Origin of the sequence: Mesorhizobium sp. M1399, assembly GCF_040317735.1 — a bacterium.
Taxonomy (GTDB): Bacteria; Pseudomonadota; Alphaproteobacteria; order Rhizobiales; family Rhizobiaceae; genus Mesorhizobium.
Map to the genome: position 1 here is coordinate 1 of NZ_JAMYKZ010000039.1, position 16,525 is coordinate 16,525.

Genomic DNA, 16,525 nt, shown 5'->3' on the forward strand with positions numbered 1-16,525 from the left:
GGCGTCCAGTCGTGAGCCCGTATTTCATCTTATCGGGGAACAGCCACCCTCCAAGGCTATGATCGGTTCCAGGGCGCGTCGCTCCCGCGATTACCCCATGTGGTCATTGCGCCTTTGAACGGTCGTGCCATGGCCGGAATCAGCTTTGCGACCTCACCTTGGTCGAGAAGACGCGTGTCGACGCCATGATCCTGGGCAATCTTCAGGAACTTCGCGAAACCGGCCATCTCCTTATCCGTCCGCGCGAGATAGGTAGCGCCTGTCTGCTTCAGTCCTATATCCTCGCCGCATTCCTCGGCCAGTTGCCGCCAGAGATGACGCGCCTCGATGACGATCGGGAGTTCGTCGGCATCGCGGCCCTGCTGGCGGATCCAGCCCCATTGCGCGAGGATTGTTCCTCTGCGATGCGGCCCTTCTCCAACAGTGTTACCGAGATATTCCGTCGCGCCAGGAACAGCGCCGTGGTCACGCCGACAATGCCGCCGCCGATGACCACGACTTCCGAGGTCTTCGGCAGAGTCGCTTGAAACTGGATCGGGGTGGCTTCGGTGAAGGGGAAGATTGTCAAAGAATACTGTCCTTTTGGTACGCTACGGCGGTATCCGGCCTACAGACTTGTCTCGCCTGCGACACCACAAATCGCTTGCGGGATCGCGCCCGGCGTCTGCTGAAGCCGATTCGCATCCGCCGGAGCCATATTTGAACAATGGGATCGATCAGGACCATCGGCGCATCAAGCGCCGTGTCCGAACGATGTGCGGCTTCAAATCCCCAGTAAGCGTCGGCATTATCCTGTCCGGCATTGAAATGTGTCACATGATGCGCAAGCGACAGGCCATGTACGCCTTCAATCCGAATCCGTCGCGGGCCGGACAGTTCGCCATTCTCGCCGCCTGACCAGAAGCGCAAACAATCCTCCCTGCGTCCCAACTCAACCGTTGCAAGAAACCCGATCCTAATCGGTTCGCAGGTCGATCGATCCTGGCGTAGCCTGCCGCGGCAATCGCCGAGCCGCGCCTCGTCGAGCGTCGCATCAATCGGCGCTTCGCCGCAGACGCGTGCGGCCGCATGGGTAGCGGATCGCGGCGACAAGCGCGCATTGCCTCGCCGCACCACGTGCAACTGCTGGAATCCCGCCGAGAAGGCGGGATCGGCGACGGTTTGCAGGAAGAGTCTTGCCACCACAGTAGCCACGACTTCGTAAGAAAATTCGCATCCTATTTGACGAAAAGCTCGCGCGCTGTCTTCGTTAGAGGCTCAAAACCGCGATCCTTAACAGCAAAACTTTGGGTGATCGTAATTCCAACGTTGTCTAGCCACAGGCCAGGCATCATGTGGAAAACCATACCTGGCTGAAGAACTGTTTCATCTCCCTTGCGGATACTAACCGTACGTTCTCCCGATGCGGGCGGAAATGCGATGCCAGTCGGATATCCAATTCGGGAATCCTTTTCAATCCCATGGCGAGCAAGCACTTGACTGAATGCGCTGAACACTTCTGAACAGGTCCGACCAGGACGCACACTTTCGAGGCCGACGTTCAGGGCTTCGACAGCGATCTCCGATAGATTTTGGAATGCAGTTGAGGGTTTACCAACTACGATTGTACGAGAGAGTTGAACTTGGTAACGGTGCCGGCACCCCGAAAGTTCAAGATTGACAACAGAGGAATTCGGCACCGGTTCGTCGGTCCAAGCTGCATGTGGAGCGATTGAGCGCTCGCCTATGCAAAGATCCGGAGGGCAAGCAGGGTAGTCACCCCCAAACTCAGCCGTGCCCGACACTTGCTGGTGATAAATAGCTGCTGCGATATCGCATTCACGAACACCAGCTTCCACCGTATCGATGACACGTTGCATCGTCACATCTGCAAGCTGACCGGCTTGACGCATGATTGCGATTTCAGTCGGACTCTTTATCAGCCGGAGCCATCCAACGAGTAGGTCAGCATCAACGAATTCCGCAAGTGGCAAAGCCCGGGTAAGATCCTCGTGAGCACGGGCGGAATAATAGTAGCCCCCCATCTCCACGCCAATGCGCGCCTTCTCGCCCCCGACTTCCTTTACAATATCGGCCATAAAGGCATAGGCCGATAGGACGGGCGAATGGACATGGGTCTCGGGGTAAGCTCTGATGTTTTGATCGGCAAGATAGGTAGTCATTAACGCCGAAACGCGGTCCATCAACCGGCCCACCCAAATAGGCTCGTCGTGATCAAGTGAGACGATCACCATTTGCGGAGTATAGAACGAGTAAGCATTATAGCCGGTAAGATAGTTTTGGTTAGGCGGTTCTGACAAAAGAAGAATCTCAATCCCCCTCGTCGCCATTTCTTTCTTTACCGCTGTCAGACGAGCCTGAAACTCGGAAATCTCGAAATGCAGTTCTTTTATCACGTTAATCTCCTTCTAATTCAAATCTAGGGCGACCGTCTGGGACGGCATCCTCATTTCCAGCGGTATGCGTGGCCCATCTGGAGGGGCGAAGCCACGCCACCCTGCGCGCCTGCGCGTTGTGTTCAGGTATATTAGGAGGGCCGGATGCCGGTCGCCGAGACCTGTAGTGCCAGCCTAGACCCTTCAATGTCTCAGGATCTGGCTAAGAAAGAGCTTGGTGCGTTCGTGCTGGGGGCTGGTGAAGAAGTCGTCGGGTTTGCCCTCTTCAACGATTTGGCCCCAATCCATAAAGATAACTCGGTCAGCGACGGCGCGAGCAAACCCCATCTCGTGGGTGACGCAGACCATGGTCATGCCGTCGCGTGCCAAACTGGTCATAGTGTCCAGCACTTCGGAGACCATTTCCGGATCGAGCGCCGACGTTGGTTCGTCGAACAGCATGACCTCTGGTTCCATGCACAGCGAACGGGCAATCGCAACACGCTGCTGCTGTCCGCCGGACAGCTGAACCGGGTATTTGTTCGCCTGTTCTGGAATTCGCACGCGGTCCAGGAATTTCAGCGCGGTCTTTTTGGCCTCAGCTTCGGGCACGCCTTTGATCCACATGGGACCGGCCATGCAGTTCATCAGCACGGTCATATGGGGGAAGAGATTGAAGTGCTGGAACACCATCCCGACATTCTTGCGGACTTCAGTCACGTTGCGCATCTTGTTGTGCAATCTGATCCCGTTGACCGTGATCTCGCCCTTCTGATGCGCTTCGAGCCGGTTGAAGCAGCGGATGAGCGTCGACTTCCCGGATCCGGAGGGACCGCAGATGACGATGCGTTCGCCTTTGCGGACGGTTAGATTGACATCAGTTAATGCTCTAAAGGTGCCGTACCATTTGGAGACATTCGTCGCTTCGATAATTATGTCAGGACTCATTGGCCCCTGCCTCTGACTGGATGTCTCCTGGGATGAAAGTGATACGCGCCGCACATTGCCAATCGCTTGCGAGGAATCGCCGCCATCAAGGCCTTTCAAGTGACTTATGAGGCTAGCGGTCATCGTGCTTTACTCCTTGCGTAGTGACGCTCGAGTCGCGATTGAGCCACTTCGAGGCAGGCAGACATGATCCAATAAATCATCGCGGCTGTTATCAGCATCTCCATGTGATGGAAGGTCGGCTGGCCGATTGTGCGAGCAAGGAACGTTAACTCCCACACTCCAAGGACCGAGACAAGCGAACTGTCTTTCAGCATTGAGATGAACGTGTTTCCCATTGGGGGAATGATCACCGGCAGCCCCTGCGGCAGGATGATCCTGCGCATGGTAAGACCGAAGCCGAAACCGATGGATCGTGACGCTTCCCATTGGCCGCGATCGATGCTTTGGATGCCGGCGCGGAAGATTTCTGTCATATAGGCACCAACGCAAAGCGAAAGTGCCAATATCCCTGAAGGAACGGCATTGATGACAATGCCCAGTTGCGGCAGCCCGAGGTAAATCAGGTAAATCTGTATGAGAAGCGGCAGGCCACGAAAGAAGGATGTATAGAAGCTGGCAATAGCGTAAGCGAAGCCGTTGCTTGAAAGCTTCGCAATTGCTGCAATGATGGCGATGACTGATGCGCAAACAAGTGAAACTGCTGAAACATAGATCGTCGTCACCACACCCTGCGTAATCAGGTATGGCAGATTTTCCCAGATGAACGGCAGGCTGAGCTTGAACGCTTTGAAGAAGGCCAGGAAGAGCAGCAGCAGCTCGATCCATACAATGCCAATCTGCGCCTTCAAGGGGGCAAAACCGATTAGCACGATGTTTAGGCAGAACGTGACTGCGATCACAAAGGCGATTGCGAAACGCCCATAGACGCCACTCTGCAGCGGGTCGCCGATAACCGGGCGCATGAGATCACCAAAGGTGGTGCTCGCAAGGTTAAACATCATAAAGATTGCGAACACGACGACGAAGATCGAGGCAACAAACCAAGGCTTATGGACGAGCACCTCGGATTCAACTGTATCCTGGTAAAGCATGAGACATCCTCCAAGAAGGCGGCTCGGGCTGGCCCGCGCCGCGTAACTTCCAGCTAGCTGCTACTTCTCAACAGTGTGGTCCGATCCGTACCATTTAACCGATAGCTTGGAGAGAGAGCCGTCATCCTTCATGCTCTTTAGGGCGGCTGAGACCTTCTCATTGAACTCCTTATCGCCCTTCATCATAGGGATGGCAGCAGGCGCGGCATAGAAATTCCCAAGCACCTTGAAGGGGTAGCCCGATTTAATCGCTTTTTCCGCGAGAGTTCCGTCAGTAAGGATTGCATCGAGACGGGTACCATCGCCTAGCCGGAGATCATCAAACGCAATATTGGTTGTAGTATAAACTTTGACTTCACCAGCCTTGAATTTGTAATCTTCGGGCTGAGCGCCAACCCAGTCCCACTTAAAGGTTTGGTTTGCATAGTCCTCGGCCAGGGTTCCACCGGCAACGCCGACGATCTTTCCATTTAGATCGGAAAGGTTAGATGCTTTACTGTCATTGTGAACAACAGCGGCCCCTTGGTCATAGAAGTAGTTGGTGGAATAGTCGAACTTTTCAGCTCTGACTTTAGTGGGTGTCATTTGACCCATGCTTATATCCCAGCGGCCCTGCCAGTTGCCTGCCGCGATGATGTCCCACCCCGGCGTGACAAATTCAACGTTAACACCAAGGTATTTCGCGACGCCTTTGGCGACGTCGATGTCGTAGCCCTCTAACTCGTGGTTCGCATTCAGGGAAGACATTGCTCCCCAATCAGTGCCTACCGCAACCTTGAGCGTCTTAGTTTCGAGGACGCGCTTAAGCACCTCTCCGGCATACACCGAGGTACTGCAAACGACCGACGCGATAGACAATGACGCCGCTGTGATAACTGTCGCAATCTTATTCATAGTACATTCCCCTTTTAGGTTGATTAAGACTTCTGATGCATGAGACTCCGTGGTACCGCTCATACAGAGGCGACCGGCTGCTATACCCAATCACCACGGTTGAAGCAGCGGCGAGCGCTCACTCCTCTATGCCGTCGTCAATGCTAACCCTAAGCCCCTCGGCCCATGAGGTAGCAAGAATATAATCAATATCAGATCCATCTGGAAGTTAGATGGCTGGAAGCCGCCTTCGATATCCCGTCGTTTGATAACCCATGGTGCGACGTTGCAAACTTACTCGGCACGAATGAGGCCGGCGTCATTTTAGGCACTGGGGAAACGTGAAGACGGTGCGCCCCTTCACGCACAAACGGCCGGTGCGCAAGCCATGGCCGACCGATACCGATCGCGGCGCATCGTGATCGAGCCACCCAGCGCCTGCGCCTGCTGCGGGGATCGCGGCTGTCTAAGCGGGGCGAGGACGTGACCGAGACGTTGGAAGAGATCCCGCGCCGGTTCAAGCTGATCGAGACGGTGCGCCAAAGTTCACTTGCCGAGACTGCGAGAAGATCACCTAGCCGCCGGCGCCGTCCATGCCACGCCGGGCGGCTTCGTCGGTCCCCAACTGCTGGCGCCGTGAGCGTCTTCGTCTCGAGGACGCGCTGAAGCACTTCCCCCGGTACGAGACCGATGGCGGCGATGCTGCCATTCTGTTCTCCGATCCAGTGCACGAGCTCCTCGGGCTCACTGGCGACCTGCGCCTCGTTCACGACTATCCCGTGCTCGCTAACCACGCAGATCGCGGTCTTCGCCAACGACACATCCAACCCGACAAACAGTCTCATCCCGCACTCCTCCTTCTGGATCCCTCGCCGCTGGCCGCACAGCGATGAGCCCTTACCGCCGATGAGTCGATGAGAAGCTCCGCCGGAGGCCCGCCGGCGTTAGCAAGAGCATGGAAATGGCGCTCCAAACGCCTTTGGCCGACCAGCGCTGAAAACGGTTGTAGAGGGTCTTCCGCGGTCCCTAGACCGCGGAGCATCGACCCAGCGTCCGCCGCTATTCACCACATGGATGATGCCGCTGATCACGCGGCGATCATCAACGCGCGGCTTGCCTCGCGTGCCGGTCGGTAGATGCGGTTCAAGCAGGCCAAACTGCTCATTGCTGAGCCAGAAATGATTGCGATTCATAATAGGTCCCCCTCAGAGACCCTGAATCACAATCCTGCCGCCAGAGGAATCTGGAGGCTTCTGTCAGGTCCGCATGCTCGACGGAGCCGCTTGGCAGGACGTCGGACCTCATTGTAAGCCGGATTTGAACGGAGCCGCGGGCAGACTGGCGCTATGGGGATTGTAGCCCGGAGTAGTCGCCGGGATAGTGTTTGCCAGATTGATGAAGGGCTCTCGGGATGCGATGATGGCGAAGGACGCCACGATAGAGGGCGGAATCTTGATGGCGGGTACCGTCGGTCAGATTGCTGTGCCTCTCATCACCAGCCTGGCTGCTTCCGCCCTTGTGCGATGGGCCAAGAGTTGGCGTTCCGACGCCCATGACGACGGATGCGGAGCATGGCGATGAGGACGCGCCGGGCGCGATGAACCGACCCTCAAATCCACCCCGGAAAACTGTCCGGGAGTTAGTGAAAACGGTGTCCGGACTTACCGGAAAAGGTGTCCGGGACTTACTGAAACACGCACTCCTGGCCTTTACAGAGACGTCGATCGGGAAGACGCCAAGTGCAGTCGCACTCACCGACCTTAACGCACAACTGGTGCTCGATTTCCTTGATCACCTAACAAGTTCGTGGCAGAGCGTTCGGAGCGGCTTGCCGCACTGCGAACCTTCCTCAAATACCCAGGGCATCATGATCTTGAGGCTCTCGTGTGCCGATTCCGACGAAGCCGCCCCATTGTTCCGATATGATTGCCCCCCGGATTCCGAGATGAACTCGCCCCCTGGGGTTGAGGCTCTGCTGGCTTCGATTATTGGCATTTCGTAGGCGACGCGTGTCAAGCTTTTTGCGGCTGCTTTCGACGCAGGCTTTCGCCCCGTTAGATCGATGCGATGAGCGTTGTGAACGAGACGATCCAGGATGGCGTCGGTAATCGTGCGTATCGACCGTCGCCTCTGGCGAGTGCGAGATTGGCGCACAGGCGCGGGACGCGCTCATAGAGACCCGTCTTCGTCCCGTTCGCCTTGTAAGCGCGGCCTCCAGAAACCGCATCGGTGATCTCATCGCCAAGCGGCCAAACCCGCCCGACGGTCTCCGCGCGACGAAGCGTTTCGCGCACTGTCGTGTTGCTTCCTCCGGCGAGATCTGGATCAGCCCATAGCGTGAGCCGTCCGAATCCACCGATGCGCCGAGGATGCCCCGATCCGTGTCCCGCCGGGACCGATCACCAGGGCGCCGGCGGCATCGGCAAACAGGACGGCGCTGGCTCGCTCGGCCGGATTGATGCGACGGCTGAGGATGTTGGCGGCTATGACAAGGGTGGATTTGCCATGCAGGCGGGTAAATCCGTCTGCAAACATTTCGGCCCAACGTTGCGGCGAAAGCGGGCTCTTCAAGCGGTAGGCTTCCGGTAGAACGCGCCCCGACTGCAGGCCGGCAACCATCCTGAAGAAAGCTATCGGCCTCTCCACGAGAGAGCCAGTTGGCTAAGGCGCTCGAGAGTTCGGCCGCATCCAACGATCGCTATTCATGATCGAAAGGTGCGCAAGCCCGGCATTACGCCGGCGCTGTCAGGAACGGAGCTGAACGCAGTCGCGCGTGCCGACCGGCTACCTAAAGTGGAAAGCTTTTAATTGCGAGACGGACGGCATGGTGTCCAGTTCGGAGGTCAAAGGGGCTGGTCCACCTGATGTCCCGTCCTATCTCGAAACCAGATGCGATAATATGAACACTGCATTTGACAAGGTCGCAAATGTGAAGCCCATACACAACATCCACGCCCGACGCTTAGAGCGAACGCCACCGGCAACGAGCAGTTGCCTACTGGCGTCGCTTGCATCAAGACGAAGGAAAGACCATGATCGAGAGCCCCAGCGAAGTCTACGACTACATTGTCGTCGGAGCAGGCGCCGCCGGCGCCATCGTTGCTGCCCGGTTAGCTGAGGATCCTTTCACTCGAGTCTGCCTAGTCGAGGCGGGACCGAGCGATCGGCGTCCGTATGTGATGGTACCCGCGGGTTTCGTCAAGACGCTGATGCAACCAGACATCACCTGGCAATTTCACACCGAACCAACCCCGCTAACCGGCGGTCGTCCGATCTCGACAACGCAGGGAAAAGTGGTCGGTGGCAGCGGGTCGATCAACGGCATGGTCTACAATCGGGGCTTGCCGTCCGATTTCGGTACTTGGGCCAAAATGGGAAACACAGGCTGGAGTTGGGACGACCTCCTGCCCTACTTTCGAAAATCTGAGTTTAGGGTCGGTTTGGGTACCGAGGATATTCACGGCCGTAACTCCAGAGGTGTGCCAGTAACAGACATGGACTGGTTCCATCCAGTCTCCGAGGCTCTTATCGAGGCCGCGCGGTCTTTCGGGCTGCCACTCAATCCTGACTACAACAGCGGGATGCAAGAAGGGGTGGGCTATTTCCAGCGCACGATCCGGAACGGGCTGCGAGTAAGCTCTGCAGCAGCCATCTTAAGGCCCGTTTTGAAGCGGCCGAATCTTAAGTTGATCACCAATGCAACCGTAACATCCCTGGTCATTGCGGGACGGCAAGTGAAGGGGGTCAAACTCCGGAGGAAGGGCAGCGGGGCGGACATCCGGGTCGACGCGCGTCGTGAGGTCGTGCTCTCGGCTGGCACAGTCAATACAGCCCGACTTCTTCAGATTTCAGGTATCGGGCCAGGGGCAGTGTTGACCGCCATCGGTGTTCCAGTCCTTCACGCCATGCCTGGTGTCGGTGAGAACCTTGCCGATCACTACTCCGCCCGTATGGTAATGCGGGCAAAGCCCGGTGTGATCACGCTAAACGAGTTGTCAAAAGGCCCCCGTCTTCTTCTCGAAATGGCGAAATGGGTACTGAGCCGACCAAACATCCTGTCACAAGCGCCTAGCCAAGTTTACATGTTTACGAGTTCAAGCCCGAGTCTTGAGGAGCCTGATTTGCAGTGCGTGTTTACACCTGGAAGCTACAAAGAGGGTAAACATTACATGCTTGACGACTATCCCGGTGTGACAGGTGGTGCTTGGCAACATCGTCCGCGTAGTCGAGGCTTCGTCCGAGCCCGCTCCCGGGACCTGGCCGTGGATCCTGTTATACAGCCAAATTATCTAAACGATCCGATCGACCGGGCTGTAATGGTTGCAGGGATGCAGTTCGTCCGACGGGTGCTGCATTCGGAAGCCCTTTCTCCTTTTTTAGAGTGTGAAACGGTTCCAGGTGCTGAGATAGCAGGCGACGACGCCATGCTAAGGTTCTGCATTGAGCAGGGATCTACTGGGTATCATCTAGTCGGCACCGCAAAAATGGGTCCCGCAACAGACAAGCTCTCGGTGGTGGATGATCGATTGCGTCTGCATGGATTGAATGGCTTGCGAGTGGCTGACGCCTCGATCATGCCCACGATACCCTCCGCAAACACTTACGCCGCCAGCATGGCTATCGGCGAAAAAGCGGCAAATATGATTAGATCGGACGCCCGATGAGGAAGGAAATCGCGTATTATCGGCGACGGCAATCCTCTGCTCGGTATCCTGAGGCATCACTTCTGGTAGGCTTGTAAGGCACAGCCGGATGTCATTGCCGGTCCATGCAGGGTCCTCCGATCCTGGACCGCGCTAGGTTGAGGATCTGTAATTTGCAGAGCTTGACTCGAAGCGGGCTGTCAGGCCCATCTGACTACCTTCGCATATCGTCCGTCCCTGCGTTCCCTCGCGGGACACGGCCCTCGGATCAGCGCTGGCGCTTCACCACTGGCAAACTGTTTCTACCTCATCTCAAGCCTCGAACAAAGTGCAGTCGCGCAGCATGGCATGCATGATGATAGCGAGCCGCCGGCGCGAGTGCCACTCGGGCTTTCTTCAGGCCGCGTCGCTTCGAGATTTTCAGCGCCCAAGTCTTGAGCGCGAAGCTCTCCCGGCTCCGGGTCAGGATTGAGTTGGCTGCTTCATAGAGAAGCTTGCGGACCATGCTGTCACCTTGCTTTGTGATCCGGCCGGTCCAATCGAGTTCGCCGGATTGGTGACGCCTGGGCACCAGGCCAAATTAGGCACCCGCGTTTCGCGATTGTCGGAACCGGCCGCCTCGTCGATGGCGGCGGAGAAGGCGGCTGAAGTCTGAATGCCAACACCAGGTATACTCATGAGGATCTGGCAGACCTGCGACTGAGCGGCGAGCATACGCAGCTTGAGATCCAGATCCTTGGTCTGCTCGACCAGCTGCACGCGCACCGTCAGTAACCAAGTGATCGCTTCGCAAGACCAGGGATGTGGGATGCTTGCATGATGCGTGCGATGAAGGCCTTTCCCCACCCGACGCCCGGCCTATAGCCGAAGGTGACGCACATCCCACGGATCATGTTGTCGAGCCGGACACCGGCCTCCACCAGATGAGCGCGAGCGGTGATCATGCTGGGTACACCGTGCGCGCCCGGCGATTTGACGTGAACCTCCTTGTAGAAGCCCGTTCTTGCCAATTGCGCGAGCCCAGCAGCGTCGCCTCTTTTTGAACTCGCGGATATCGCGTCGGCCACGAGGTTGTCTCCATCTCGTTCTCGTTCCGAGATGGACACAATATGCAAACTGAATTTGACTCGGGTCAGTCAGTGATCGACCTTCATCCAGCATAAAATTCCAAGCGGAATTAAGGGCATAGCTAAGATGAAATTGAGCGAATACGTCGATCATGACGCTACCGGATTGGCCGCTCTGGTGCGCGCGGGCGAAGTAACGCCCTTGGAATTGACGCGGCTAGCCCGCCAAGCCCACGACGAGGTCAATCCACGCATCAACGCTGTAATCGAGTTCTACGAAGATGCCGAGACCGTTGCGGGCGCGGACGGAGGACTCTTCCATGGCGTGCCTTTCCTTCGCAAGGATATAGGGTACACCGAAGCTGGCCGCCTTGAGGAAAAAGGGAGCCGTCTGTTCAAAGGCCATCGTTCGAATACCGACAGCTATTTTTTTCGGCGCGCACGGGACGGGGGGCTTCGCACTCTGGGAAGAACGACAACGTCGGAGCTTGGAACTACCGCAATGAGCCAATCCGTTCTCAATGGCATTACCGGCAATCCATGGGATCTGGAACGCACCGCTGGGGGATCCTCGGGGGGATCCGCTGCGGCGGTCGCCGCCGGCATCACTCCAATTGCATCCGGTAGCGACGGTGGGGGGTCAATTCGCATCCCGGCGTCCTGGTGCGGTCTTGTCGGATTGAACCCCTCCCGAGGACGTGTTTCCGGCGGTCCGGACAATCAGGACGCATCGGGTGGTTTCAGCCGCGCGTTTGTCCTGTGTCGAACTGTGCGCGACATGGCCGCCGCGCTGGACGTCTTTTCCGGTCCCCATCCCGGCGATCCGTTTATCATCATCCAGCCAAACCGTTCCTATGTGGAGGAGCTCTCACAGCCCACCGGTCGTCTGCGGGTCGGGGTCGCTCGGACGAGTTGGGGCGCGATCGACCTCGATCCGGAAGTGCTACGCGCTGTCGAGTCGACGGCAACGCTTCTGCAGGAGATGGGGCACACCGTAAAAGACATCGACCCGCCATATGAGCCCGTCGAGTTCAGCAGATTATATCTCGCCCCGACGGCCGCGAGTGGGTTCGAAAAAGCGGCGCGGGCCATGGGACGCACTATCAGCACAGATACCTTGGAGCCGGTCAACCTAAAACGGTATGAATATAGCCGCGATTTGCCACTTTCCCGAGCGGCGGATCTAGAGGAGGTCGTCCGGAAAATGCGTTTCCGCGTGGGCGAGGCGATCCATACCTTTGACATTCTTCTGACTCCCACAATGCCAATCGTGGCCGTACCGCACGGCGGCATCTATTCTGCAAACAACCCGGCGGTCTCCGCAGAGGAATATGTGGAAGCGGACACGGCGATTTGTCAGTATACTGGCGTATTCAATGTAACCGGACAACCTTCGGTGTCCTTGCCTTTGTCGCAAAGCGCCAGCGGGCTGCCGATCGGTATTCAGATCGTCGGCCGCTTTGGCGATGAGGCCACGCTGGTGCGTGTCGCACGCGATCTGGAGAAAGCTAGACCTTGGAGCCATCAGCGACCAAAAATTCGAGCAGGGAACAGCTGATGACCTGCCACGGGTAATTTCCTCCATCTGAGATTAGAGTCCGGCCTCGATTGAAGGACGGACTGATGAAGAGAAAGCGGTTTACGGAAGAGCAGCTCATCGCGGTTCTGCGTGAGCACGAAGCGGGGGCGAAGGCGGGCGACCTGGCGCGCAAGCATGGGATCTCCGAGGCGACGCTGTATAACTGGAAGGCGAAGTATGGCGGGATGGGCGTCTCCGATGCCAAACGGCTGAAGGCCTTGGAAGACGAGAACGCGAAGCTGAAGAAGCTGCTCGCCGACCAGATGCTGGAAGCCTCGGCACTGCGCGAGCTTCTGTCAAAAAAATGGTAGGGCCCGCCGCCAAGCGCGAAGCCGTCGCGCATCTGCAGGCCACGATGGGCCTGTCGGAGCGTCGGGCCTGTTCCTTCGTCGACGCCGATCGTAAGATGATCCGCTATCGGTCCCGGCGTCCGCCGGAGACGGAGCTGCGCACAAGGCTACGCGACCTGGCCAACGAGCGCCGGCGCTTCGGCTATCGGCGGCTGTTCATTCTGCTCAGGCGCGAAGGCGAGGCATCGGGTATCAACCGCATCTACCGGCTATACCGCGAAGAAGGACTGGCCGTGCGCAAGCGACGCTCCAGGCGCCGAGCGGTAGGAACGCGGGCACCGATCCTGGTTCAGGCGAAGCCGAACGCGCGCTGGTCGCTGGATTTCGTCTATGATCAGTTCGCCTGCGGCCGGCGCTTCCGCGTCCTCAACATCGTCGACGACGTGACGCGCGAATGCCTGGCTGCGATCCCGGACACCTCGATCTCCGGCCGCCGGGTGGCGCGTGAACTGACGGAACTGATCGCCCGGCGCGGCAAGCCGGGCATGATCGTCTCCGACCACGGCACCGAGTTCACCTCGAACGCGATCCTCGCCTGGTCGAAGGATCATCAGGTGGAATGGCACTTCATCGCGCCAGGCAAGCCGATGCAGAACGGCTTCTGCGAAAGCTTCAACGGGCGGATGCGGGACGAGTTGCTGAACGAAACCCTGTTCTTCGGCCTCGACCATGCCCGAACAACCATCGCCGAATGGGCAGACGACTACAACCGATCGCGCCCACATTCGGCGCTCGGATACATCACGCCTGCGGCTTATGCCGCCAATCTCACCGCAACGGACGATCGGCTGCGCAACCCCGACCAGCTCCGCCGATCACCCGTTGCTCAACCCGCGCCATACGGCGTAAAACCCGCCGAGGCTCTAACTGCAGCCGGATGAAAATTATGGACGGCCTCCGCGTGGCAAGGGCTTTCTGACATTGATGACAGGTTGGTCGGGTGCAGGCATGTATTCGGCCTTTGAGTGCGGCCTGTTCATGCCGCTGGCCTTGATGAAGTCCGCGGATCGGATCCCAGACAGGTCAACGCGCTTTTTTGAGCGGCACCCACTGAGCGGGTTTTTCCGATCCCGGTTCGACCGTGCGTCATCTGTGCATCCTCTGCGACTACGTCACTACGCCGGTGAATCCGCGAAGCGCTTGCCCGTAGTCATCAGCGCCCAGACGATCCGGGCCATCTTGTTTGCCAAGGCCACCGCAACGACGTTGTACGGCTTTTTCGCCAGAAGCTCGGCAGCCCAGCGAGTGGGTGCCGCTTTGCCCTTACGACAGAAGCGAAGCACGGCATGGGCTCCCACAACAAGAAGGCGACGGATGTAGGGATCGCCTTGCTTGCTGATCCGCCCGAGCCGATCCTTTCCTCCGGATGAGTTCTGTCGCGGCACCAGGCCAAGCCAAGCCGCGAGTTGCCGGCCGGATTTGAACAGGGACGCATCTGTAACGGTCGCAACGATTGCGCTGGCGGTGATCGGACCGATGCCGGGGATCGTTTCGAGGCGACGGCTCAACTCGTGCGAACGATGCCAGATGTGAATCTGTCGGTCCAGTTCACCGACCTTCTCGTGCACCTCACGCAATTGCTGTACCAAAAGAAAGAGGGCCGATCGGGCAAGCGGGGGAATGAGGTCGTGCCCCTCGTCCTCAACCAACGCGACGAGCATGCTCAGCCCTGTAGCACCCTGACGAGTGATGATGCCCAACTCCGCCAAGTGGCCGCGCAAGGCGTTCACCAGCATTGTCCGCTGCCGGATCAAAAGCTCGCGGACGCGATGCAGCATCAACACGCTCTGCTGCTCCTCGCTCTTTGTCGGAACAAAGCGCATCGTCGGTCGCGTGACCGCCTCGCAGATTGCCTCGGCATCCGAAGCATCATTCTTCTGCCGCTTCACGTATGGCTTGACGTATGACGCAGGCATCAGGCGAACCTCATGCCCCAGAGCCGTGAGGACACGAGCCCAGTGATGGCTCGTTGCGCAGGCTTCGATGCCGATCAAGCACGCCGGCAAGGACGTAAAGAATGCGACTACATCGTCGCGACGCAACTTCCGGCGGACAACCACTGCGCCCTGCGCGTCAACGCCGTGCACCTGAAACACGTGCTTGGCGACATCCAGACCGATTGTGCTAACCTTCTCCATGGACGGCTCTCCCTCTTGTGACTTTCGACAGCCACACTTTGGCACATTGCGATGCCGTCGAGGGGGCGTCCACCTCATCAGGTCACTGACAATCGGATCAAATGTTCGAAACTGACTCTTATCGCGCGGCTTGGAAAGGAAAAGTACCTCGTCCTGCCTGATCGAGACGCGATAGATAATGTGTGCAGCGACCTGGAGGCAAGGCTGGAATGCCGACGACGCCCACGGTGAGTTCCAATAGGGTACCCGCTTCCCCGTGCTGACAGCTATAGTTGCCTCTAGAGGGCAGGTGTATGCGCGCAGATGATGGCGAAGATTTGCGGTGTGGATCTGCGCAGCGTCGTTTTCTCCAAAGTGAGGTCGGACAAACGGTCGTAGCGCGGATTCAGCGCGGTTTTGATCTGCGAAATGAATGACGGGCCCTACGGGCTCCATATGCTGACTGATTTCGCCTCAGCCAACTATCTATGGGAAGTGCTCCAGGATGCTTCCACTGAATTGATGCACTGAATTTGGCGGCGGCTTTGCTTGGAACGGGAGTATCTAAAATAGCAACCTATACGTCAATTCAGACAACGGCGCGCCGGTCTGTGAACAGGTGATGAAAGCGCTAGTGAACTGCAACCGAGGCGTCGAGATAGCCTACGGCGCAGATCAATTCACCGTCATCTTGGCGAATGGCACTTGCATGAAACGGGGCATCCACACATGGAGCCTCCGATCAACCCGGCGCGGTTCAAAGCTTGCTGAGGCGGAAGCGGAGAATATCCCGAAGCTGTCTCAGCAAACTATCCTAATCCGTCGACCGTGAACTATCTGCAAGCCGTTGATCTGGCTTTCTGAATAGCGCAGATGGCAGCTTTGGAATTGCAGGATTTGCGGTGTTCGACCGCTGTTTTCTTGCAATTCGGTTTTGCGATTCCCTTGTGCGCCGAGGCGTGATTCACTCGTTTTGGCGAGGCGAATCGAGGGAACTGCGGTGTCCAGGCCACGCGAGAAGCGCGAGACGGGAGAGCAGGACCTGTTCCGCTCCAGGCTCGATCAGATCATCAACATGAAGCACGAACTGATGCGGCTGGCACAGGCGATCGACTGATACCCTCCGGCGAAGGCCGCCTTGCGAGAGGACGGCACGGTAGCGAGGCTGCGCTCTTAAGGTCGCCCTTACGAGCGAAGTTAGCAGCACAGCATGAGCCATGTGACGTTATTGACCGGGCCTGAGCGTCGTCGTCGTTGGCGTGAAGAGGATCAGTGCCGGATACTGGCCGCGGCATTCGCGCCCGGGGCCACAGTGGCGGCGGTAGCGCGTCAGTACGATGTCGCGACCAGCCTGATCTATAAGTGGCGCCGCACGGTGAGAGCCCGCGAGACGGGCTTTGCCGAAGTTGTCGTGGCTCCCGATGAGCCTGTCGCCGTTTCGCGGCCGGCGGCATCCCCAGCGGTGATCGAGCTGGAGGT

At 57.9% G+C, this 16,525-nt stretch carries 12 protein-coding genes and 7 pseudogenes; 7 read left to right on the plus strand and 12 right to left on the minus strand.

All coding sequences use genetic code 11. From position 1 onward, the window contains the following. Positions 1-56 precede the first annotated feature (56 nt). Positions 57-496, minus strand: a pseudogene (locus NKH05_RS32030) (NAD(P)/FAD-dependent oxidoreductase). Between the two features lie 126 nt (positions 497-622). On the opposite strand from NKH05_RS32030, the pseudogene NKH05_RS32035 reads away from it, so the two are divergent. Then, a pseudogene (locus NKH05_RS32035) lies at positions 623-897 on the plus strand (DDE-type integrase/transposase/recombinase); the annotation flags it as partial. Positions 898-1,217: 320 nt separating this feature from the next. On the opposite strand, the gene NKH05_RS32040 reads toward NKH05_RS32035, so the two are convergent. The 4 genes from NKH05_RS32040 to NKH05_RS32055 form a co-directional block, all read right to left on the minus strand. Further along, positions 1,218-2,396, minus strand: coding sequence for a M24 family metallopeptidase (locus NKH05_RS32040; RefSeq protein WP_353027014.1), 1,179 nt, complete (start codon positions 2,394-2,396; stop codon positions 1,218-1,220). A gap of 183 nt (positions 2,397-2,579) precedes the next feature. Next, positions 2,580-3,323: an amino acid ABC transporter ATP-binding protein gene (locus NKH05_RS32045; protein ID WP_353027032.1), complete on the minus strand. Its 744-nt coding sequence runs from the start codon at positions 3,321-3,323 to the stop codon at positions 2,580-2,582. A gap of 119 nt (positions 3,324-3,442) precedes the next feature. After that, positions 3,443-4,417, minus strand: coding sequence for an amino acid ABC transporter permease (locus NKH05_RS32050; protein WP_353027016.1), 975 nt, complete (start codon positions 4,415-4,417; stop codon positions 3,443-3,445). A 60-nt stretch (positions 4,418-4,477) separates the two neighbouring features. Then, the gene (locus NKH05_RS32055; protein ID WP_353027018.1) at positions 4,478-5,311 is read right to left on the minus strand and encodes a transporter substrate-binding domain-containing protein; all 834 of its coding nucleotides are present in this window, start codon (positions 5,309-5,311) and stop codon (positions 4,478-4,480) included. A gap of 326 nt (positions 5,312-5,637) precedes the next feature. On the opposite strand from NKH05_RS32055, the pseudogene NKH05_RS32060 reads away from it, so the two are divergent. After that, positions 5,638-5,924: pseudogene (locus NKH05_RS32060) on the plus strand (IS66 family transposase zinc-finger binding domain-containing protein); the annotation flags it as partial. 213 nt (positions 5,925-6,137) lie between these two features. Here the strand turns inward: NKH05_RS32060 and NKH05_RS32070 are convergent. The 3 pseudogenes from NKH05_RS32070 to bioZ form a co-directional block, all read right to left on the minus strand. Further along, positions 6,138-6,483: pseudogene (locus NKH05_RS32070) on the minus strand (transposase); the annotation flags it as partial. An 819-nt stretch (positions 6,484-7,302) separates the two neighbouring features. Continuing rightward, a pseudogene (locus NKH05_RS33260) lies at positions 7,303-7,467 on the minus strand (ATP-binding protein); the annotation flags it as partial. 87 nt (positions 7,468-7,554) lie between these two features. Next, a pseudogene (gene bioZ, locus NKH05_RS32075) lies at positions 7,555-7,834 on the minus strand (3-oxopimeloyl-[acyl-carrier-protein] synthase BioZ); the annotation flags it as partial. Positions 7,835-7,898: 64 nt separating this feature from the next. Between bioZ and NKH05_RS33265 the strand changes: the two are divergent. Together NKH05_RS33265 and NKH05_RS32080 are read left to right on the plus strand one after the other, a co-directional pair. Beyond that, positions 7,899-8,039, plus strand: a pseudogene (locus NKH05_RS33265) (Tn3 family transposase); the annotation flags it as partial. A 283-nt stretch (positions 8,040-8,322) separates the two neighbouring features. Further along, positions 8,323-9,954, plus strand: coding sequence for a GMC family oxidoreductase (locus NKH05_RS32080; protein ID WP_353027020.1), 1,632 nt, complete (start codon positions 8,323-8,325; stop codon positions 9,952-9,954). A 286-nt stretch (positions 9,955-10,240) separates the two neighbouring features. Here NKH05_RS32080 and NKH05_RS32085 read toward each other — a convergent pair whose 3' ends face one another. The 3 genes from NKH05_RS32085 to NKH05_RS32095 are packed head-to-tail and all read right to left on the minus strand — an operon-like array spanning position 10,241 to position 11,000. Continuing rightward, a complete protein-coding gene (locus NKH05_RS32085) occupies positions 10,241-10,504 on the minus strand; it encodes a transposase (RefSeq protein ID WP_353027022.1) in 264 nt (87 codons plus the stop codon). Next, on the minus strand, positions 10,396-10,698 hold the full coding sequence (locus NKH05_RS32090; protein WP_353027034.1) for a hypothetical protein: 303 nt from the start codon (positions 10,696-10,698) through the stop codon (positions 10,396-10,398). The genes NKH05_RS32085 and NKH05_RS32090 overlap by 109 nt, the downstream gene beginning before the upstream one ends. Positions 10,699-10,700: 2 nt before the next feature. Then, positions 10,701-11,000 (minus strand): hypothetical protein, encoded by a 300-nt coding sequence (locus NKH05_RS32095; protein WP_353027024.1) that lies wholly within the window; start codon positions 10,998-11,000, stop codon positions 10,701-10,703. 127 nt (positions 11,001-11,127) lie between these two features. Here NKH05_RS32095 and NKH05_RS32100 point away from each other — a divergent pair, with 127 nt between their 5' ends. Beyond that, positions 11,128-12,558 (plus strand): amidase, encoded by a 1,431-nt coding sequence (locus tag NKH05_RS32100; protein WP_353027026.1) that lies wholly within the window; start codon positions 11,128-11,130, stop codon positions 12,556-12,558. Positions 12,559-12,623: 65 nt separating this feature from the next. Next, positions 12,624-13,810, plus strand: a protein-coding gene (locus NKH05_RS32105) for an IS3 family transposase (RefSeq protein ID WP_353027028.1) whose coding sequence is annotated in 2 segments (ribosomal slippage) — positions 12,624-12,876 and positions 12,876-13,810 — 1,188 coding nt in all. Because the reading frame shifts where the segments join, the coding sequence is not laid out codon by codon here. Between the two features lie 234 nt (positions 13,811-14,044). Here the strand turns inward: NKH05_RS32105 and NKH05_RS32110 are convergent. Continuing rightward, on the minus strand, positions 14,045-15,067 hold the full coding sequence (locus NKH05_RS32110; RefSeq protein WP_258120175.1) for an IS110 family RNA-guided transposase: 1,023 nt from the start codon (positions 15,065-15,067) through the stop codon (positions 14,045-14,047). Positions 15,068-16,256: 1,189 nt separating this feature from the next. Between NKH05_RS32110 and NKH05_RS32115 the strand changes: the two genes are divergently transcribed. Beyond that, positions 16,257-16,525, plus strand: a 269-nt coding sequence (locus NKH05_RS32115) for a transposase (RefSeq protein WP_353027030.1), incomplete at its 3' end; no start/stop codon positions are given.

Bases quoted from the DNA above. Each gene is read 5' to 3' on its own strand.
- NKH05_RS32045 (WP_353027032.1), bottom strand. From the start codon at position 3,323: ATGAGTCCTGACATAATTATCGAAGCGACGAATGTCTCCAAATGGTAC.
- NKH05_RS32050 (WP_353027016.1), bottom strand. From the start codon at position 4,417: ATGCTTTACCAGGATACAGTTGAATCCGAGGTGCTCGTCCATAAGCCT.
- NKH05_RS32055 (WP_353027018.1), bottom strand. From the start codon at position 5,311: ATGAATAAGATTGCGACAGTTATCACAGCGGCGTCATTGTCTATCGCG.
- NKH05_RS32080 (WP_353027020.1), top strand. From the start codon at position 8,323: ATGATCGAGAGCCCCAGCGAAGTCTACGACTACATTGTCGTCGGAGCA.
- NKH05_RS32100 (WP_353027026.1), top strand. From the start codon at position 11,128: ATGAAATTGAGCGAATACGTCGATCATGACGCTACCGGATTGGCCGCT.
- NKH05_RS32110 (WP_258120175.1), bottom strand. From the start codon at position 15,067: ATGGAGAAGGTTAGCACAATCGGTCTGGATGTCGCCAAGCACGTGTTT.